Genomic DNA, 19,175 nt, shown 5'->3' on the forward strand with positions numbered 1-19,175 from the left:
TGAGAATTTGCCCGCCGGATCTTGACACTGGTGGCAGAAAGGTTTATTCGTCTTCCTTTCATTGAAAACCAAAGGATTACGAAGGAACGGGACATGACTCAGATCCAGACCGCTGCACCAACCGACACCCGGGGCGTCCGGGAGATGCTCACGGCATCCGGCTACTCTAAAAAAGCCATCGACTACTATATCAGTAAACCGCACATGGGCCAGATTCCCGATGCGGATATCGCTTCGGAAATGACCGGGAGCTGCGGCGATACCATGGGGATTACCATCAAAATGGAAAATGGCCTGGTCAGCGATGCCAAATACCAGGTCATGGGGTGTGCCGGCGCCATCTCCGCCGCCATGGCGGTGGTCGATCTGATCAAGGGCAAGGATCTGGATTATGCCCGTTCGATCAATGACGGCACCGTTTTCCAGGTGCTCGAAGAAATTCCCGTTAAAAAACATCATTGCATCCAACTGGCCGTGAAAACCCTGCAGAAGGCATTGGACGCCTACCAATTGAGACAATCGGCCTGATTGGCGCTGCGCGGTTGAACAATATTTGTCTGAGCCGCCACCGGCTTGTCCCGGTGGTGGCTTTTCGTTTTTTCGGAAAGACCGGCAGGCGGCAGCAGCGATCCTCGTGGCAACTGCCGTCGGCAACCATCCATTCCAGGTCCCGGTGGGTCGCCGCGATCACCTGGATACCCACGGGGACGGTCTCCACCCCGCCCACGCGTTCGATCTCCTTTTCCGGCAACCTAAAGGCGTACCTGCATCTTCGGCGGCTGCCACAGATGCGCAAGGCGGCTTCGCGGAAGAATTCGCTTTCGTCCATGGGATAGATGCCTTAACATACCGCATGTAATTTTTGACTCCTACAAAGAGGACGCGTATCGATGAAAACCCTTCTGGCATTATCGCTTCACCCCGCAAAATGGGCAACTGTGAGATGATGGTCAAGGCGGTGAGCCGCCATGTGGATCAAGCACATCAGCTTCGCCTGCTGCGCTTGTCGGATTTCGACATCCAGCCGTGTCGTGGATGCTACCGCTGCCTTTTCAAGGAATGTGGCTCAAGGACGACTACCCGCTGCTGGTGGACGCCTTGCGGACCGCCGATGCCGTGATCGTTGCCGCGCCAACCTATTTTCTGGGGGCCAACGGGCTGTTGAAAATGGTCCTGGACCGCGGTATCGGGTTGCACCACCATATCGATGGCTTGTGGGGCAAGCCGTCCGTGGGCGTCGCCATTGCCGGCATCATTGGTAAGGAAGGCCAGGCCCTCTTGGATGTGCAACGGTTCCTGAAACTCACCCTGACCGATATGAAGAAAAGCGTCGTCGTTTACGGCGCGCTCCCGGGAGAAGTTTTCATGAATGCGGAAAACGAGGCCGTGGCCAGGGAATTGGGACGGGCGCTTTTTTCCGCAACATCGCCAAAAGACGGCCCTCATTGTCCGCTTTGCGGAGGGGACACATTCCGGTTCATCGATGAGACCCAGGTGCGCTGCATGCTGTGCAGCAACAGCGGCCGCATGCGTATGGAGGGCGGAAAAATTCAATTCATGATCGAAAAGAGCGATCATGACCTTTTTCTCACCAAGGCCAATGTCCTCGACCATAGCGCGTGGCTGAAAGGAATGAAGGACAAATTCCGCCAGCACAAGGATGCGCTTTCCAGCATCGCCGCGACCTATCAGCATGAAGGGGCGTGGATAAAACCACCCAAAAAGAGGCGTAGCGAGAACGCGCGAGAGGAAGAATGAACGGGCCATAGCGCCAAAAATCGGCGGTTTCTCCAGGTCCGATAAAAAGGGGCTGCTGGTTCAGAAGATGGCCGCTAAAAAACTGCACACCTACACCGTTCCCATGATCAAACCGTTTTCCATCGCATTGCGGATATGGGAGAAATATGAATGTTCATTCGTTTCACCGCCCACGTAACCTTTCCCCAAAAACAACAACGGAGAGCCCCATGAAAGATGTCGTTATCGTCAGTGCCTGCCGAACCGCCATCGGTGCGTTTGGCGGAACCCTGAAAACCCTCAACGGCGCCACCCTGGCCAGCATCGTGATGAAGGAAGCCATCCAACGGGCAGGCGTCGATCCGGCCATCATCGACGATGTGCGTTTCGGCTGCTGCCTGGAGCACCACGATACGCTCAACACTACCCGGGTGGCCGCCCTGTTGGCCGGTATTCCCGATACGATCACGGCCGTCACGCTCAACCGGGTGTGCATTTCCGGCATGGAGGCGGTGATTTCCGGCATGGCCATGATTCAGGCTGAAATGGCCGACGTGATCCTGGCCGGCGGTGTCGAGCACATGTCCGGGGTGCCTTTCACCGTGCCCAGTGCCCGTTGGGGCGCGCGGCTGCAGGATCAGGTGTTCGTGGATGCCATGATCCACGCCCTGCACTGCGGATCTTATATTCTGCCCCTGGACAAGCATGCCCCCTTTGATACCACCAGCGCGCCGGCCAGCTATTCTCTCGGCAAACCCTATATCATGGGGCAAACAGCCGAGTTCATCGCCCAGAAATTGGGCATTACCCGCAAGGAGATGGACGAAGTGGCCCTGCGCAGCCAGAACAGCGCCGAGCGGGCCACCAATGACGGATCCTTTGCCGAGGAGATCGTTCCCGTGTCGGTCCCGCGACGGAAGCAAGAGCCGCTCATGTTCAGTCGCGATGAGCACTTCCGTCCCGGATTGACCATGGAGCAGCTCGAAAAACTGCCGCCGGCCTTCGTGCCCAAGACCGGCTTGGTGACCGCCGGCAATGCCTCCGGCATCAACGACGGTGCCGCCGCCATGCTGATCATGTCGGCTGAAAAGGCTGCCGAACTGGGGCTTGCGCCCATCGCACGCATCCGCGCCATCGGCCGGGGCGCCTGTCATCCGGCCTGATGGGACTTTCACCGGTGCCGGCGGTGAATAACCTGATGCAGCGCAGCGGACTGAAGATCGCCGACTTCGAACTGCTTGAAGTCAATGAAGCCTTTGCCGCCCAATACATCGGCTGCGAGCGGGAACTGGGGCTGAACCGCGAGATCACCAACGTCAACGGATCGGGCATCGGTCTCGGCCATCCGGTGGGGGCCACCGGCTGCCGGATCATGGTCACCTTGCTGCACGCCATGAAAAAACGTGGCAACACCCTTGGCCTGGCGACCCTGTGCGGCGGGGGCGGGGTTTCCATGGCGTGTGCGCTGGAAATGATCTGAGCGGCTTTTCAAAAAGCCTCTGATACATCCGCCGGTACCATTCTGGGAAAAATCAAGTAGCGGCGGCGCGCAAGAAATCAAGCCCAAACCACACCCGTGCCGGGATCGTCTTCATCCTCCGATCCCGGCCGTTCAGCGCTGTTTGTGACTTGCCAGCCGGGCCATCCATCCACCGGATGGCCCGGCTGGGCCCGATCGCTTTCCGTCCTACCGAAACCACTGATTCGCCCCTAAACGCCTACTCGCAGGGTGGACAGGGATCGCATTTTTCGATGGCAACGGCTTTGATGACTTCACGGTAGTAAATGGTCCGCGGAAGACCGCCGGTACCGGTAATCCGCCCGTCCGTGATGTGGGAGCGGGCCCACAGTTTCAGGGCGAAGGCGCAGGTGCTGGTCAAACCGGTGAGCATGGGGGCGCCGGAAACCGTTTTCGTGACGCTTGCCGGGGTGCCGTTGAAGGATCCGCCGCCGTCGAGGCCGTGGACGGTGGCGACCGTCCCCTTGGTGTATTGCAGCCCCCAGCGGCGCAGTCGGCCGTTTTCCTGAGCAACATGGATGTCGATATCAAGGGGCGGAATGGCCTCCCATGGGATTACGCCGCACGGATTGATCACCGCCGGGATATCGAAATCGACGGTCGGCGCCCGGTTGTCCAGGGTGACCACCACATCGCATCGATCCGCCATGGCCGGCAGGACGCCGCCCGGCGGGACGGTGCCGTCGCGATAGTCGATATCCGTGGACCCCAGCTTCACCCCATTTTCGTCGAACACTTCGAGTCGCAACACGTATTTGCCCGTGTCGGGTTCGTCCGCCAGGAATACCAGGTCCCCAGCCGGTCCGGATGATACCACAGATAATCGTCGAAGTTGCGGACTTCGAACAGGGCCGGTTCGCCGTTGACCGGCATCGGCCCCAGGGCATGGCTTTCGCTGACGTTGGTCGCCTTGTTCACCCGCGTATCGCTCAGCGGGGTGGTAAGGGGGACGAAATCGTCATCCGGGCTACCCTGTTTGGCCTGGGAAAGCCGGTAGTAGCGTATGGGGGAACCGTCACTGATATCATCACCGAACTGACCATGGATGAACAGACTGCCGCCGAAGGCAGATTGCTGATGGGCGCCTGGGCAAAGAGCCCGTCGGTCTGGTTGATTTTGTAGACCTCGGTGTCGCCGATACGGGTGATGAAGGCCTGCGCGCCCGCCGGGCGTTCCTGGGACTCCCCGCTGCCGCATTCAATTTCCTCATCGTCGATCCACAGATCGATATGCGCGGTGGTCGTGTTCCAGCGGGTGCTGCTGTATGGATCCAGGTAGAGAACCGTCTCCACCCCATCGATCACCTGGGTGATCTTGAAAATGATGTCGGGCCGCCGGTCGAAGCGCAGCCGTCCACGTCTGAAGTGCATCGGCCACCAGTTGAAGCAGCACCGGAAATAGCCGGTTTCATCCGTCATGGTGTCGCAGATCAGTTCCCGGCTGTAGAAGCAGTGGGGCAGCAGAATCCATGGCGGCAGCTTGGCCGTCAGGGTCAGATGGTCCAGGCGGGAGGCCAGGGTTGCATCGAGCGTGCGGAACTCGCCCACGCGTTCGAACGCCGCCTGGGCCACCGTCAGCGTTTTCGCGAGCTGGGGTTGATCCGGCGGCTCCGGCTGCGGGCCGAGCATGGCAACGGTTTGCGGGGGCTCTGGTATCGAGCTCATGCCGAAAGCGGTCTGCCGCACCACGGCTGCCATCTCCTTTTCAAAAACAGGACCGACAGGATCCGGACCGGGAAACGGGTCCGGAGGAAATGGGGGATCCTTGAGCAGTTCGGGAATCTCGAAGACCCGCCGGTCCAGAAGATGCCACCACCACTTTTTGATCAGCGGCCACAGGCACCACTCGCGGTCGACATCGTAAATCTCCACCTTGACGAACGGAACCGGACAGGCGCTGTCGCTTTCCTCCGACAGGCGTTTGCGCACATGCCCGGAAATACAGATGCGCCAGGGAAACAGCGTTTGGAGGATGTCCGACGTCAGGGTCAAATCCGCTTGCAGATAAAACCCTTTGTCTTTTTCCTTCCATTGCCGGGCGCTGAATTTCAGCGCCGCCCCATTGGATCGCCTCGCCATCTGCGGATCCGCCGTGGGGCCGACGACGACCTGCACGTCCGACGGGCGCGACAGCTTCAGCGTGATGGCATAACCGCCCTTGGCGTCGACGGGACCATGGCCGAGAAGCTGACCGCGGATATCAAAGGCGTAGGCGGACAGCTCGACGCGGCCGGCAGCGCGGCCTGATCGGCGGTTTTGATGGTGCCGACGACACGAAATAGACCTGCCCGGTTTACCGGTTTTTTGGATTTCAGTTGCTTCATCACAGCCTCCTTCGGGATTTTGGGGGAGGGGGGACGTCGGTCCGCGGCGATACATCCCGAAGCATCACCGACCGACGTGGATATCAGGTTGCCGGAAATAAATAATTCCGCCATCCTGCTTGTCTTTGTGCCCGTCTACCGCGTTGCCGCCACCGGCACATATTCCCGATATGCACCGGTAGCGGCGCCTTGTAGACGGCCCCAAATCCGGCGCGATCTGGGGGAATTATTTATTTCCGGCAACCTTACTTCTATTAAAAAACACCCGGTGCCCAATATTTCGTGTCGACGACGCAACAGACCATGCGGTTATTCGCTTCAACGGATGCTGGACGTCGCGTTTATCGCAACGGCTTCCTATAAGAACGGTCGGCATCCTCGGGTGAGCATCAGCGGAATTCACGGGAGAATTGAATCGTACTGGCGAACGGTACAACGAAAGCGGGGCGCCAAGGGCAATGAACAGGGTGAATGATACCCAGCATCGCCGATTACTTAGGCGTTGTCTGTGATCTGTGTCACGGCTGAAGCTTGTTGGAAATGGTATTTGTCTTCTTGATCTTGTTTCAAGCATTGGCTAATAAATATTGGTTCCATCCGTTCCATCTTTTTCTCAACCCCGTTAGGTAAATCGGTTTCGCAGCATCGGCTTGTCGTTTGAAGCGGCCAAAAGGAATCTGCCATGGGAACCATTGCCACGCTGGAGAGAATTTTCTGGTTCGACGACCAGGCCCGCCGGAAGCGCTATCCCAATGCGCGGGTACTGGCCGAGCGTTTCGAACTCTCACCCAAAACCGCCCAGCGCTGCATCAATGCCATGCGTGACCGGTTTGGCGCGCCGCTGGAATATCACCCTTCGAAAAGAGGGTATCATTACCTCGACGACTCCTTTGAACTGCCACACTTTCAGATCGGCCAGGAAGAGATCTTGTCCCTGCTGCTGGCCAGGCGACTGCTCTCATCCACATCGGGCGGGTTCATCAGCCGGGACATCGAGCGCTTCAGCCGCAAGCTGATCACCGAAGCGGGTGGATCAGGCTGGCGCCAGACGATATCGACCGGATTTTCTCCGCCACCTGGACCGGCCATGCCCCGGTCAGCGCCGATACCTTCCAATTGATTTCCCACAGCCTTATTGCATCGCGACGGTTGCGTTTCGACTACCGTTCACCGGTCGCCGACCAGCCCATCACACGCACCGTTGAGCCCCATCATCTCCAGTACTACATGGCCTCCTGGGTGCTTACCGCCCGCTGCCTGCTGCGCGGCGGGTGGCGCAAGTTCTACCTGTCGCGCATGGAAGGCTTGCATCTCACGGATGAAACCTTCACGCCGCGGCCGGCGGATCAGTGGAAACATTGCGTTGAAGGGGCCTTCGGCATTTTTCAGGGAGAAAGGACCATCGACGTGGTTCTGCACTTCACCCCGTTTCGTGCCGGCTGGATCCGGGAGCAGTGCTGGCACCCGGACCAGCGGATCATTCCACTGGACGATGGCGGCCTGGAACTGCGCCTGCCCGTGGCCGATTTCCGTGAGATCAAGATGAAAATCCTGCAGTTCGGCGCGACGTGGAGGTGGTTGCGCCGGAGGATTTGCGACGGGAGATTGTTGAGGAAATTGGGAGGATGGAGGAGAAGTATGAGCGCTGATAGCTGATAGGCTATAGGCGAGGGGGAGGGCTGTTAGTTGGTTTGGTTCGTTTGATTGGTTGAAAGACCGTATTTGTGCTCCCACGCGGAGAATGGGAGCAAGGCGAAAACAAACCGAACCAACAGATTTTGGCGGTAGGCGTTCGATATCGAGAAAGTGTCGTGATCCTTTAGAGCAGTTTGCGAAATTCAGTGACCGTCAAACCGGCGTCTTTGACAATACCACCCATGGTGAATGCATTGATGGGATTGTTGCGTGGAACGGTAAGGAAACGTTGTCCATTGGACATAACGATGTGTTTTTTCCCTTGGCGTACAAACAGCAAAGCCTGCTTTTTCCAAGGCTCTGATGGCATGTAAATGGGGGATGCCAGGAACTTTAGGCATGTTCAGATGGCCACATCAATTTCGCGTATATCCGCGTTTTTGATGGATTCGTACAGGGCAGCGAGGTATTCTGTAACCGCATCTTTTATGTTTTCGATGGCTTCGGCCTCGGTTTCGCCCTGAGACCAGCATCCGGGTAATCCCGGGCAATGAACACTGTATCCCTCATCCGTTTTATTTAACACGACTTTGTATTTCATTTGCATTCCATGCTCCAGAGAGTCGAATGAATTGGTACTTAGATCCTAATGTTACTGGTCTATAGTTTCAAGGGAGAACAGATGGTTCGTTCGATCGGTTGGGTTGGTTGGAGAACCCTCTCAAGGAGTGGGCCAACCCATCGAACCAATGAAACCAATCAACCAATAGAAAACTAATCCAATATTTTTTTCAGACCTCGGTCATGTTTTGTCCTACCACGTGTGGTATCCCGTAGTTGGTGGGGATCAGGTGTTTTTGTAGGAGCGGTCCTTGACCGCGACAGTGAATCAACGTTGCCGGGTCCCAGAATGTGCAGCGCAAGACAGATCGTCAACCGAACGTGTTAATCTACCAACTGGTTGGTTTCGATCCCCAGAGCCCTGGATAGAGAGCTCTGGCTATTTTTTCCAGGATGGCCGTGCGATTGTGCGATTGTTGCTGGCTGTTCGTTACATCTGGGACAACGCATCACTGGGTGATGCAGGCGCGTTGGGTAACCTCCTTCTGGGTCAAACCGAGATGTTTACAACAGGTTCTCAGAAGGTTGGCCTATTTATTGATGACCAGTTCGACGACTTCGTGGGGGGATGAGAGACATACCTGTTAAAGGGGTTAATGAATATGATTTACGAGGCTCGCGAAGGTCAAAAGCTTTCTGACCACATAACAAATGTGGCGGGACTTGCAAGCTCTTTTGGAAGAGCTATTGATTGCGAAAGAACAGCTCATATCGCTGGTCTTTTACATGATTTAGGAAAATACACAATGGCGTTTCAAGACTATTTGAAACGGAGTCTGAGGGGCGAAACCGTAACGCGCGGTGAAGTTATCCATGCGTTGCAGGGCGCGAAGTTTGCGGCAGAAAAAATAAAAGATCCTGTAATCGCGGATATCATCGGCAACATTATCGCTACCCATCACGGTGGGTTGTTCGATTGCATCTCGGATGGGGAAAGGACCCTATCCATCAAAACCGATAAGGACGAGGATGTGCTTCATTATGCCGAAGCTGTAAAAGCATTCAGCCCTGCCGTCGATGAAAAAGGACTTGAAAACGAAATTTTCGCTTTTTGCCAAAAAAGCCAAGATAAGCAATTGAATCTGCCTTTTATGCTGCATCTTTTGACGAAATCGATTTATTCCTGCGTTGTGGATGCGGATCGATGCGACAGTGCTATGATGAGCGTCAACGATGCAATACCCGACTGGGCTCAGCTGACCCAACTGCTTGAAAACCATCTGGCTTCCTTTTCTGATGAGAAGGCCATCGATAAAACCCGCAAACGAATTTCGGAGCAATGCCAACAGGCAGCCAATCAACAGCAGGGGGCTTTCACATTATCCGTTCCGACCGGCGGTGGAAAGACCCTATCCGGTTTGCGATTCGCTTTGGAACATGCCAAACGGCACAGCTTGAGACGCATCATTTACGTCATTCCATACCTATCGATTCTCGATCAAACCGCCGCCAAAATGCACGAGATTTTTACAGATGACAACGGCGATTTGATTTTGGAGCATCATTCCAACATCGAATTGCCAGAATCGGACGATGACGCGGAAGAGCACCGTTTGCTGACTTCCCGTTGGGATAGCCCTATCATTTTAACGACGATGGTGCAGTTTCTGGAAACGATTTACAGCAATAAGGCTTCAAGATCCGTAAATTCCACAATATGTCGGAGGCAGTTTTGATTTTTGACGAAATCCAGGCGCTGCCGATAAAATGCGTTCATCTGTTCAACGATGCGATCAATTTTTTGAAAACCTTCGGTAAATCAACCATCCTGCTTTGCACTGCCACGCAGCCTCATCTTAACAAGACGGAGCGCCCAGTACTGTTGTCCGACAAACCGGATGTCGTCAGCATCACACCGCAGGAATCGGAAATTTTTGAGCGGGTTCGCATTGAAAATAAAACTCAACCGGCAATGGATCACGAGCAAATTGCTGCACTGGCAAATCGCCAAATTGAACAGGGAAAAAGCACGCTTGTCATTCTGAATACCAAATCTGATGCCCGTAACGTGTATGAACACTGCAAATCGATGGAATGTGAAAAAGCGTTTCTGACAACCGATCTTTGCCCGGCCCATCGTTTAAGCATTCTTGCGCGATTACGGGAAAATTTACATCCCAAAACCAAACGGCTGACGCTGTGCATCAGCACTCAACTCATTGAGGCGGGCGTGGATGTTTCGTTTGATTGTGTAATTCGGGCAGAAGCCGGCATGGACAGCATTATTCAGGCAGCCGGCCGCTGCAATCGCAACAAGGAAAATTCGGTACCACAGGTGGTATTTGTCGTCGATGTTCAGGGTGAAAACCTCTCACATCTGCCGGAAATTAAAGATGGCAAAGCGGTAACGGCGAGGGTGCTTCATGAAAAACGGGGCCAAGATTTGCTGAGCGATGAGGTGATCAGCCAGTTTTATAAGTACTATTTTTACGAGCAGAAAGATAAAATGGATTACCGTATCAAGGGGGATAAGGCAACGGTTTACAGTTTGCTGAGCAACAACGCATTGGATACAGTTACCTATCGGGACCGCAACAAAGAAACCTACAAAGGGTTGCCCTGTGCTTTTCGAACAGCAGCACAGGCGTTTTCCGTGATTGACGGCGGGCAGACCGGAATTGTGGTCCCTTATGGTAATGCGATGCAACTTGTGGGAGAATTTCAACGCTGTCACGATCCGAGGGAGAAAATGCGTATTTTGCATCGGTTGCAGCAATATTCGGTTTCCGTTTATCCATATATTCTAAAAAAGCTGGAACCAGCACTTTGTGTGGTGGACGCCACATTTTATCTGTTGAGCCCGGATTATTATGATCCAGAAAAATTGGGACTATTGCTTGAACCAAAATTTTCATTTCATTGTGTATAAAAAAGCGCAAACTGGCAGGTAACAGGCGGTGTGTTTCATAATGAGAGGTGCAGTATGGGAAAAAAACGCAATTCAGTGGAATTTAAACTCACGGGACGGTACGCGCTGTTTGCCGATCCTGTCACGCGCGTAGGCGGCGAGAAATTCTCCTATCAGGTGCCAACTTATCAGGCGCTAAAGGGTATTACTGAAAGCATTTACTGGAAACCGACGTTTATCTGGTTTATCGATGCGGTGCGAATAATGAAAAAAATTCAGACCGAATCAAAGGGAATCAAGCCAATAAAAATGAACGACGGAAAAAATGAGCTTTCGTATTACACCTATCTGCGGGATGTGGAATATCAGGTTCTGGCTCATTTTGAGTGGAATGAACATCGCAAAGAGCTTGCCGAAGACCGGAACGAGCACAAACATCACAACATTGCCAAACGTAGCGTCCTGAAAGGCGGGCGACGGGATATTTTTCTTGGAACGCGTGAATGTCAGGGATATGTGGAACCTTGCGTTTTCGGCGAAGGCGAAAGCTTTTACGATCAATACGGTGAACTTGATTTCGGTATTCAGTTTCACGGATACGACTACCCCGATGAAACCGGAAAAAACGAGCTTGCCGTTCGTTTGTGGCGGGCAAAAATGGATAATGGTTATATTGCGTTTCCATTGCCAGGAGATTGTTCACTTAGGCGGGTTGTCCGCAACATGACTGCGAAAGAATTTGAAAACAACCGCAATGTTTCTTTTATCGAAGACGATGTCACCCTAACTGACCTTTTACAGGAGAGTTAAGATGGGCGTTTGGCAGAATCTGGCCAACAGTTATGTTCAAAATGCCGAGGAATTGAAACCAACCTATCCGCTTTCAACCACATCAATTTCCAATAAAACAGATTTTATTGCCGTTATTGTCATTGACGGTAACGGCAAATTCCTTCGTGCCGATAAAATCGAAAAGCAATCAAACATGTCTCGGAATGACTCTGGAAATCCGCTGGTCAACATCACGATTCCGGTTACGGAAAACAGTCTGGGCCGTGCCGGCAAGGTGGCCTGGAATCTTCCGCATCCGCTCTTTGACCAATTCGGATACCTGAAAGGCAAAGGCCGAAAATTCGAATCATATCTTGCCAATCTTAAAGCGTTTGCAGAGTCGGAGTTTGCCACCGAGCAAGTCAAAGCGATTTATCGATACGTTGCAAAAGGAACCGTTGCAGCCGATTTGACAGGGATGAAACCAGCTGAAAAAACAAACATTGTTTTTCAAGTTGAGATTCCCAATCATTCTCCGGCAAAGGTGTGGGAAGATGAAACTGTTTTTGATGGATGGCATAAATACTGTTCGTCGAAAATTTCCGATACTGCATTAGACTATATTTCAGGCCAGGAACAAGCCATCGCGACCTTCCATCCCAAAAAAATAAGCAATAGGTCAGGTAATGCAAAATTGATATCCGCGAATGACGATCAGAACTATACTTTTCGTGGCAAGTTCAGCAATTCTTCTCAGGCATTATCCATCGGCTATGAGACCACCCAACAAGCCCACCAGTTTTTACGGTATCTCATCAACGATCGAGGGTATTACTGTGGTGAGCAGGTTATTTTATCTTTTACAATCGATTCAACGGAAAATACATTGCCTCCTCCTTTACAGGACACAAAAAGTATTTGGGACATGATGCAGGAATCGCAGAAAAAGACCGACAGCGATACACAAATTGCGCTTCGCGCCGAGACTGGCTTCGATTACGCAAATGCGCTGAAACAAGCATTTGCCGGCCTCAAATACAGAAAGGTTTTGGCTCACCATACCAAAACGGCAGTACTTGCGTTGGATGCAGCTACAACAGGGCGGCTATCCATCACCTTTTACCGGGAGTTGGAACGAAGCGAATATCTTAAAAAAATATCCGATTGGCATAGCGGCTGTAAATGGAAACTACAATTCTGGGACAAAGAGAGTAAAAAATATGTTCGGTATGTTGGTGCACCATCGGTGGATAAAATCATTGAGGTGGTTTACGGCAAACCTCGTAGCGGGAAGGATGAAAGCTATACGAAAATAAAAAAGGCGGCCAGGGAGCGGTTGCTCCGCTGTATTTTCGATGGCGAAAAGATCCCGCTTGATTATGTAAACGCGGCAGTGCGGCGGGCATCCAACCCAATGGGGACTGCTCAAGAAGGTAACTTCGAGCGTGGAGGTTTTACACAAATCGTATCCGTGGCCTGTGCATTGGTCAGAAAGTATTATCAACAACACAACGGGGAGGGTTACCAATTGAGTATCGAAGCCGACAGAAAAGACAGGGATTACCTTTACGGCCGCTTGCTTGGCGCGGCGGATAAACTGGAGGAATACGCCCTATACAAAAAAGAGAAAGGGCGCATTGTCACGGCGGCCATTCGGCATATGCAGGCCTTTGCCCAGCGTCCGTTCAGAACATGGCAGACGATCCATGGCTGTCTTAATCCGTATATCCAAACCGTGAAGGGTAGTTATGCCTTTAATGAAATCCAGGCAGTGATGAATCGGTTTGAACCCGGTGACTACGAAAAAGATTTCCCCCTGAACGGTTCCTACCTAATCGGATACTATCACGAGCGAGATCACATCGACACCCTTGCGGGGAAGACCTCAAACACGCGTCAATCAACCGATGGCACAGAAACGGAGGAAAACAATGACTGATACCAAAACGCTCTCAAATAAAATTGATTTTGCGGTGGTTATTTCCGTGAAGCGGGCCAACCCCAATGGCGACCCGCTCAACGGCAACCGTCCCCGCCAGACCTATGACGGTTACGGCGAAATCTCGGATGTTTGCCTTAAACGCAAAATTCGCAACCGCTTGCAGGACATGGGCGAATCCATTTTTGTCCAATCGGACGATAACCGAGTTGATGAGTACCGTTCTTTGAACGCGCGTTTTGCCGCTGCAAAAATCTCAAAAGACAAAACAAGAGAAAGCGTGTGCAAGAAATGGTTCGATGTCCGCGCATTTGGTCAGGTGTTTGCTTTTAAGGCCAAGACAAAAAAGAAAACAGAAGAAGATGGTGAGGACAGCGGCAGTGTTTCCATCGGGATTCGGGGTCCCGTAACCATTCAGAGTGCATTCAGCATCGAGCCGATTATTCCCGATAGTTTGCAAATCACAAAGAGCGTCAACCTTGAAACCGACGAGAAAGAGCCAGATAAAAAAGGTGCGGATACCATGGGCATGAAACATCGCGTCGATAAAGGAATTTATGTTACCTACGGCGCTATCAATACGCAACTTGCCAGTAAAACGGATTTTTCAGATGAAGACGCCGACAAAATCAAATCGGCATTGCAAACGCTTTTTGTCAACGATGTCTCCGCCGCACGGCCTGAAGGGAGTATGGAAATCGTGAAAGTCCTTTGGTGGAAACATAACAGCCCCAGCGGGCAATATTCCTCGGCCAGGGTTCACGGAGCGTTACGAGAGCTTATAGAAAAAAAGAAAGATGGAACATACGATTCCGATGAACTGAGAAATAAATTAAAAGATCTTGAACTGCAAGAGCTTGGCCAATTGGAGGGCGAGGCGTTGCAAGCGCTTTGCAAATGATTGTATGCGCCGGAGACGCTGTACTGGAAGAATTGATATAATCATACGCTTCTCTTTTGATACCAATACGTTAGGTTGAACAATGCTCACCTTTCTGAAAAACCTCGACAACGACCTCAAAAAAGCCCTTTTAATCCAGCTCCGCAACCTGTGGACCCACACCTCGACGGCCATCGAAGGCAATACACTCACGCTGGGGGAAACCGCGTTTGTCATCGAAGAAGGATTGACCATCGCCGGCAAACCCCTCAAGGATCACCAGGAAGTCGTCGGCCATGCCAGGGCCATCGATCTTGTCTATGCGTGTCTGGAGCAGGGGCGGACATTTGCCGAGGCGGATCTGTTCGCCCTGCACCGGGCCGTGCAGACGGAGGTGGTCGTCGATGTTTACAAACCGGTTGGCGGGTGGAAGAAGGAACCCAACTCCACGGTGGGTGTTGTCAATGGCAAGCAGGTTATTTTTGATTATGCCCCGCCCGTTGATGTGCCGGCCCTGATGGCGGAATGGTTCCGGTTGTTTGCCGAGCAATGCCGGACAATCGTCCAGGGAGATTGGCAGCAGGCGCTGAATGCCTATGCTCACCTGCACATCGCTTTCGTGCGTATTCATCCCTTTTTCGACGACAATGGCCGGCTGGCCAGGCTGGTGGCCAATTTTCCGGTGCTTAAGGCGGGACTACCACCGATCATCATCCCCAGGGAGCAGCGCAAGGCGTATATCGATGCGCTGTCGGAATACCACCATGCCGTCGGACAGATTCGGGCCAGTGATAATTTGGTGCCACAGTCGGACAAACTGGAACCCTTTATCGAATTTTGCCGGCAGTCATGGCACGCATCGATTGAGCTGGTTGAGGAGGCTCAAAAAAAACAACAATCGCGACGGGAATAATGCGGTTACACCACATGCTCCAGAACCTTGACTTCTTTTTCAAGTCGGTCACCAAGGTTCATTTTTACCATTTCGGTGTCGTAATGGGTCTGAATGCCGGTCCAGAATTCGACGGAGGTACCGAAATAGCGCGCCAGGCGCAGGGCCGTGTCGGCGCTGATACCGCTTTTACCACTGCAGATCTTGCTAATGCGCATGGCTGGAACGCTGATGTCCTTGGCCAGACGATATTGACTGATACCCATGGGCTTCAGGAATTCTTCAAGAAGAATCTCGCCGGGGTGAATGGGGGGGAAATCTCTCATGGTGATACCTCAGTGATAGTCGACGATTTCGACTGCATGAACACCATCCTGGTGCCAGTTAAAACAGATTCGCCATTGCTGGTTGATGCGAATGGCGTGTTGGCCCGCTCGGTCACCGCTCAACATTTCCAGTCGATTGGCAGGCGGGATGCGCAAGTCGTCCAGGGATGCAGCATGATGAAGCATGGTCAATTTTCTTGCGGCCAGTCGCTGAATATCCTGGGGCAATTTCTTTGAAAAACGGCCGTGGAAAACATTTTCGGTTTCCTTACATCTAAACGATTTTATCATTGTGACGAATAGTAAACCACTAAGATATTATCGTCAAGGTTTATTATGTATTCTGAATCCGACCTTCTGCCACTATCCGCTCTCCAGCATATCTGCTTTTGTGAACGGCAGTGCGCCCTGATTCACATCGAGCAGGTGTGGCTGGAAAACCGCTTCACCGCCGAGGGGCGCCTCCTGCATGAGCGGGTGGATACGAGCAAAAGTGAAAAGCGACGGGATGTTCGTATTGCTTTTGGTCTGCCGTTGCGGTCATTGCGCCTGGGATTGGTTGGCCGAGCGGATGTGGTCGAATTCCATCGCCAAAAGACACCGGAGGGGAAGACCATCTGGCAGCCGTTTCCCGTGGAATTCAAGCGGGGAAAACCAAAGAAGGACAACTGCGACAAGATCCAGCTTTGCGCCCAGGCGCTTTGCCTGGAAGAGATGCTTGCTTTTCGGATCGATGACGGGGCGCTCTTTTATGGCAAGACCCGACGCCGGCAGGATATTTCATTCAGTGAAGCGTTACGCCAGGAAACCGAGCAGATGGCAACGCGGCTGCACGCGCTCTTCGATGCGCGACGGACCCCGCCGCCGGTTTTCGACAAACGTTGTCCCAGCTGCTCATTTATCTCCTATTGCCTGCCGGAGAAGTTGGACGGCAGCCGATCCGTGAGCCGATATCTTGACTCGATCCGAGGGGGGAAATGAAGAAACACCTCAATACCCTGTTTGTCACCACTCAGGGAGCCTATCTGAACAAGGAAGGCGAGACGGTTGTTGTTTCCGTAAACCAGGAGAAGAAACTCCAACTGCCCATCCACACCCTTGACGGGATCGTCTGTTTCGGACGTGTGCTCTGCAGCCCCTACCTGATGGGGTTTTGTGCGGATCGCGACGTGGCCATCAGTTTTTTGACCGAGCATGGCCGTTTTCTAGCCAGGGTCCAGGGACCGGTATCGGGCAATGTTCTCCTGCGTCGGGAGCAGTACCGACGGGCGGACAGCCTGGAGGCGTCCGCGCAGATCGCCCACAGTCTTCTCATTGGTAAACTGGCCAATTCACGGATGGTGCTGCAGCGTGTGGTTCGCGATCATGGGGACAAGGTGAATGCAACCGAGATCAGTGCTGCATCGGATCACATTGCGGCACTGCTCAAGAGTGTCGGATCGGAGGTTCCGCTGGATTCGCTCAGGGGGATGGAGGGAGACGCGGCGCGTGTCTATTTCGGTGCCTTTGATCATCTCATTGTTGCCAAGCAAAACGGATTTTCATTCCATGGTCGCAACCGTCGGCCGCCGCTCGATCCGGTCAACTGCATGCTGTCGTTTGTGTATACGCTGCTGCTTCATGACGTGCGCTCGGCCCTTGAATCCGTCGGACTGGACTCGGCCGTGGGATATCTGCATCGCGACCGGCCCGGTCGTCCCGGTTTGGCCCTGGATATGATGGAGGAGTTCCGGCCGGTGATTGCGGATCGACTGGTCCTCTCGCTGATCAACCGTGGCCAGGCTTCTAAAAAAGACTTCTCCACCCAGGAGACCGGTGCCGTGACCATGGGCGATGAATTGCGCAAGACCGTTTTGGTGACCTACCAGAAGCGCAAGCAGGATGAGATTTTTCATCCGTTTCTGGAGGAGAAGGTCACCGTGGGGTTGCTGTTCAGCACCCAGGCCCTTCTTTTGGCCCGTCATCTGCGGGGCGACTTGGATGCTTATCCCCCATTTGTCTGGAGGTAGATGCCATGATGGTTCTGGTGAGTTACGATGTGTCGACGGTCGAAGACGAAGGGCCGGGGCGTTTGCGCCGGGTAGCCAAGATCTGCAAAAATTACGGCCAACGGGTCCAGTATTCGGTTTTCGAGTGCATCGTCGACCCGGCCCAATGGACCGTTCTCAAACAAAAACTGATCGATCAGATCGAAGCCGAAACCGACAGCCTCCGGTTTTATTTTCTTGGCGCCAATTGGCGAAACCGGGTGGAGCATGTGGGCCTGGAAAAAAGTTTTGATCAGGAAGGACCGCTGATCGTTTGAACGGTCTGCGAACCCCAAGTTCGCATGATTTTACAGGCGGGTTCGCAAGGTGAGATACCTTGTTGGTTTTCATACATATTATGGATTGAGCGCATTCATGGATGAGAACTTTATCGGTGAGAAATTCGGGCTTCGCATATAAATCCCATTCCCACCGTATAAAAACGGCAGGTTAGGAAGGAACGGTCGCCCCTCCTGCAGGGGCGTGGATTGAAACCCTTCAAACGTGGCAGCTTGTTGGTGATTCCTGGGTCGCCCCTCCTGCAGGGGCGTGGATTGAAACAAATCTTTTTTTGCATTTAATGTAATTTCACCGAGGTCGCCCCTCCTGCAGGGGCGTGGATTGAAACAATGAACCAGGCGTAATCCTCTATCCCATGACCAGTCGCCCCTCCTGCAGGGGCGTGGATTGAAACTTTCAAGTATAGGCGTGATCGCCAATTCCAACGGTCGCCCCTCCTGCAGGGGCGTGGATTGAAACCGTCTGGTTGCGCGACCATGATAGTATAGTCAACGTCGCCCCTCCTGCAGGGGCGTGGATTGAAACACCAACCTCTTCAGTAAGAATTGACATCCCGAAAAAGTCGCCCCTCCTGCAGGGGCGTGGATTGAAACTGCCATCCTATCGTTACCAGGACAGAAGACGGTGGTCGCCCCTCCTGCAGGGGCGTGGATTGAAACATGGCGTTTTGGAAACGGTGGTATCGCCGATATAGTCGCCCCTCCTGCAGGGGCGTGGATTGAAACTAAATTCTCTGAACGCATAAGGGCTTTGCGACCGAGTCGCCCCTCCTGCAGGGGCGTGGATTGAAACGATGAAACAGTGCTGAGAAGAGCCCTTAACACCATGTCGCCCCTCCTGCAGGGGCGTGGATTGAAACAACAATGATCCTTATCCTTCACACAATTTGTCCAGTCGCCCCTCCTGCAGGGGCGTGGATTGAAACATTAACAAGTGTTTTAACAGCGTGGTAAGATTTTGTCGCCCCTCCTGCAGGGGCGTGGATTGAAACAATGAAACAGTGCTGAGAAGAGCCCTTAACACCGTCGCCCCTCCTGCAGGGGCGTGGATTGAAACTCAGAATCAGAAGAACCATCAACAGAACGGTCACGTCGCCCCTCCTGCAGGGGCGTGGATTGAAACTGGAAAAAAAAAGAGTAATGGTGAACCCTATACCGTCGCCCCTCCTGCAGGGGCGTGGATTGAAACAATTTATTAGCTATACCAGTTAGTTGAGAAGATAGTCGCCCCTCCTGCAGGGGCGTGGATTGAAACCATGGCACCGTCAAGACCTTCGTCCTGGACGCAAGTCGCCCCTCCTGCAGGGGCGTGGATTGAAACTTATTTTAAATGTTTGTATTTATGCGTTAAAGGGAAG

General features: G+C 53.1%; 22 protein-coding genes, 1 pseudogene and 1 CRISPR repeat array. Of the genes and pseudogenes, 15 read left to right on the top strand and 8 right to left on the bottom strand.

Annotated features, from left to right (window positions below):
• Positions 1-93: 93 nt before the first annotated feature.
• Positions 94-528 (top strand): iron-sulfur cluster assembly scaffold protein, encoded by a 435-nt coding sequence (locus JCM12296_RS22615; protein ID WP_054698320.1) that lies wholly within the window; start codon positions 94-96, stop codon positions 526-528.
• On the opposite strand, the gene JCM12296_RS47980 is transcribed toward JCM12296_RS22615, so the two are convergent.
• The gene (locus JCM12296_RS47980) at positions 446-829 is read right to left on the bottom strand and encodes a sigma 54-interacting transcriptional regulator (RefSeq protein ID WP_083456414.1); all 384 of its coding nucleotides are present in this window, start codon (positions 827-829) and stop codon (positions 446-448) included. The genes JCM12296_RS22615 and JCM12296_RS47980 overlap by 83 nt on opposite strands.
• 206 nt (positions 830-1,035) lie before the next feature.
• On the opposite strand from JCM12296_RS47980, the gene JCM12296_RS22625 reads away from it, so the two are divergent.
• Positions 1,036-1,758, top strand: a complete 723-nt coding sequence (locus JCM12296_RS22625; RefSeq protein WP_083456415.1) for a flavodoxin family protein — start codon at positions 1,036-1,038, stop codon at positions 1,756-1,758.
• A 209-nt stretch (positions 1,759-1,967) separates the two neighbouring features.
• A pseudogene (locus JCM12296_RS22630) lies at positions 1,968-3,217 on the top strand (acetyl-CoA C-acyltransferase).
• A 238-nt stretch (positions 3,218-3,455) separates the two neighbouring features.
• Here the strand turns inward: JCM12296_RS22630 and JCM12296_RS22635 are convergent.
• The 3 genes from JCM12296_RS22635 to JCM12296_RS22640 are packed head-to-tail and all read right to left on the bottom strand — an operon-like array spanning position 3,456 to position 5,634.
• Complete coding sequence (locus JCM12296_RS22635) at positions 3,456-4,007, bottom strand: hypothetical protein (RefSeq protein WP_172684041.1); 552 nt, start codon at positions 4,005-4,007, stop codon at positions 3,456-3,458.
• Entirely contained in the window at positions 3,971-4,174 is a 204-nt protein-coding gene (locus JCM12296_RS40150; RefSeq protein ID WP_172684042.1) for a hypothetical protein, read from the bottom strand. Before JCM12296_RS40150 ends, JCM12296_RS22635 begins: the two co-directional genes overlap by 37 nt.
• A gap of 11 nt (positions 4,175-4,185) precedes the next feature.
• Complete coding sequence (locus tag JCM12296_RS22640; protein ID WP_054698327.1) at positions 4,186-5,634, bottom strand: hypothetical protein; 1,449 nt, start codon at positions 5,632-5,634, stop codon at positions 4,186-4,188.
• Positions 5,635-6,261: 627 nt separating this feature from the next.
• Here JCM12296_RS22640 and JCM12296_RS42370 point away from each other — a divergent pair.
• The gene (locus JCM12296_RS42370; RefSeq protein WP_218188232.1) at positions 6,262-6,699 is read left to right on the top strand and encodes a hypothetical protein; all 438 of its coding nucleotides are present in this window, start codon (positions 6,262-6,264) and stop codon (positions 6,697-6,699) included.
• The gene (locus JCM12296_RS42375) at positions 6,696-7,235 is read left to right on the top strand and encodes a helix-turn-helix transcriptional regulator (protein WP_218188233.1); all 540 of its coding nucleotides are present in this window, start codon (positions 6,696-6,698) and stop codon (positions 7,233-7,235) included. The genes JCM12296_RS42370 and JCM12296_RS42375 overlap by 4 nt, the downstream gene beginning before the upstream one ends.
• Before the next feature lie 163 nt (positions 7,236-7,398).
• Here the strand turns inward: JCM12296_RS42375 and JCM12296_RS22650 are convergent, their stop codons facing one another.
• Both JCM12296_RS22650 and JCM12296_RS22655 read right to left on the bottom strand, forming a co-directional pair.
• Positions 7,399-7,584 (bottom strand): type II toxin-antitoxin system HicA family toxin, encoded by a 186-nt coding sequence (locus tag JCM12296_RS22650; RefSeq protein WP_218188234.1) that lies wholly within the window; start codon positions 7,582-7,584, stop codon positions 7,399-7,401.
• Between the two features lie 33 nt (positions 7,585-7,617).
• Positions 7,618-7,821: a type II toxin-antitoxin system HicB family antitoxin gene (locus JCM12296_RS22655; RefSeq protein WP_218188235.1), complete on the bottom strand. Its 204-nt coding sequence runs from the start codon at positions 7,819-7,821 to the stop codon at positions 7,618-7,620.
• Positions 7,822-8,086: 265 nt separating this feature from the next.
• Here JCM12296_RS22655 and JCM12296_RS38770 point away from each other — a divergent pair, with 265 nt between their 5' ends.
• From JCM12296_RS38770 to JCM12296_RS22685, 7 genes are all read left to right on the top strand, one after another.
• Positions 8,087-8,407, top strand: coding sequence for a hypothetical protein (locus JCM12296_RS38770; protein WP_157067823.1), 321 nt, complete (start codon positions 8,087-8,089; stop codon positions 8,405-8,407).
• Positions 8,408-8,437: 30 nt separating this feature from the next.
• On the top strand, positions 8,438-9,511 hold the full coding sequence (locus JCM12296_RS22660) for a CRISPR-associated endonuclease Cas3'' (RefSeq protein ID WP_172684043.1): 1,074 nt from the start codon (positions 8,438-8,440) through the stop codon (positions 9,509-9,511).
• Positions 9,508-10,704, top strand: coding sequence for a CRISPR-associated helicase/endonuclease Cas3 (locus JCM12296_RS22665; protein WP_172684044.1), 1,197 nt, complete (start codon positions 9,508-9,510; stop codon positions 10,702-10,704). Before JCM12296_RS22660 ends, JCM12296_RS22665 begins: the two co-directional genes overlap by 4 nt.
• A 54-nt stretch (positions 10,705-10,758) precedes the next feature.
• Positions 10,759-11,493 carry a type I-C CRISPR-associated protein Cas5c gene (cas5c, locus tag JCM12296_RS22670; protein WP_054698336.1) on the top strand — a complete coding sequence of 245 codons (735 nt, stop codon included), beginning with the start codon at positions 10,759-10,761 and terminating at the stop codon, positions 11,491-11,493.
• Position 11,494: 1 nt separating this feature from the next.
• Entirely contained in the window at positions 11,495-13,393 is a 1,899-nt protein-coding gene (cas8c, locus tag JCM12296_RS22675) for a type I-C CRISPR-associated protein Cas8c/Csd1 (RefSeq protein ID WP_054698338.1), read from the top strand.
• Positions 13,386-14,294: a type I-C CRISPR-associated protein Cas7/Csd2 gene (cas7c, locus tag JCM12296_RS22680; RefSeq protein ID WP_054698340.1), complete on the top strand. Its 909-nt coding sequence runs from the start codon at positions 13,386-13,388 to the stop codon at positions 14,292-14,294. The genes cas8c and cas7c overlap by 8 nt, the downstream gene beginning before the upstream one ends.
• A gap of 82 nt (positions 14,295-14,376) precedes the next feature.
• Positions 14,377-15,186, top strand: coding sequence for a Fic family protein (locus JCM12296_RS22685; protein WP_054698342.1), 810 nt, complete (start codon positions 14,377-14,379; stop codon positions 15,184-15,186).
• A 5-nt stretch (positions 15,187-15,191) separates the two neighbouring features.
• Here JCM12296_RS22685 and JCM12296_RS22690 read toward each other — a convergent pair whose 3' ends face one another.
• On the bottom strand, positions 15,192-15,491 hold the full coding sequence (locus JCM12296_RS22690; protein ID WP_213182078.1) for a HigA family addiction module antitoxin: 300 nt from the start codon (positions 15,489-15,491) through the stop codon (positions 15,192-15,194).
• A gap of 9 nt (positions 15,492-15,500) precedes the next feature.
• Positions 15,501-15,782 carry a type II toxin-antitoxin system RelE/ParE family toxin gene (locus tag JCM12296_RS22695; protein WP_054698346.1) on the bottom strand — a complete coding sequence of 94 codons (282 nt, stop codon included), beginning with the start codon at positions 15,780-15,782 and terminating at the stop codon, positions 15,501-15,503.
• A gap of 45 nt (positions 15,783-15,827) precedes the next feature.
• Between JCM12296_RS22695 and cas4 the strand changes: the two genes are divergently transcribed.
• Genes cas4 through cas2 form a run of 3 tightly spaced genes read left to right on the top strand, consistent with a single transcriptional unit; the run spans position 15,828 to position 17,796 of the window.
• A complete protein-coding gene (gene cas4 / locus JCM12296_RS22700) occupies positions 15,828-16,472 on the top strand; it encodes a CRISPR-associated protein Cas4 (RefSeq protein WP_054698348.1) in 645 nt (214 codons plus the stop codon).
• Positions 16,469-17,500, top strand: coding sequence for a type I-C CRISPR-associated endonuclease Cas1c (gene cas1c, locus JCM12296_RS22705; RefSeq protein ID WP_054698350.1), 1,032 nt, complete (start codon positions 16,469-16,471; stop codon positions 17,498-17,500). Before cas4 ends, cas1c begins: the two co-directional genes overlap by 4 nt.
• Positions 17,501-17,505: 5 nt before the next feature.
• Complete coding sequence (gene cas2, locus JCM12296_RS22710) at positions 17,506-17,796, top strand: CRISPR-associated endonuclease Cas2 (protein WP_054698352.1); 291 nt, start codon at positions 17,506-17,508, stop codon at positions 17,794-17,796.
• Between the two features lie 185 nt (positions 17,797-17,981).
• Positions 17,982-19,138: direct repeats of the CRISPR family, unit length 32 nt; unit sequence GTCGCCCCTCCTGCAGGGGCGTGGATTGAAAC.
• Positions 19,139-19,175 lie beyond the last annotated feature (37 nt).

Source organism: Desulfosarcina cetonica JCM 12296 (assembly GCF_001311845.1).
Taxonomy (GTDB): domain Bacteria; phylum Desulfobacterota; class Desulfobacteria; order Desulfobacterales; family Desulfosarcinaceae; genus Desulfosarcina; species Desulfosarcina cetonica.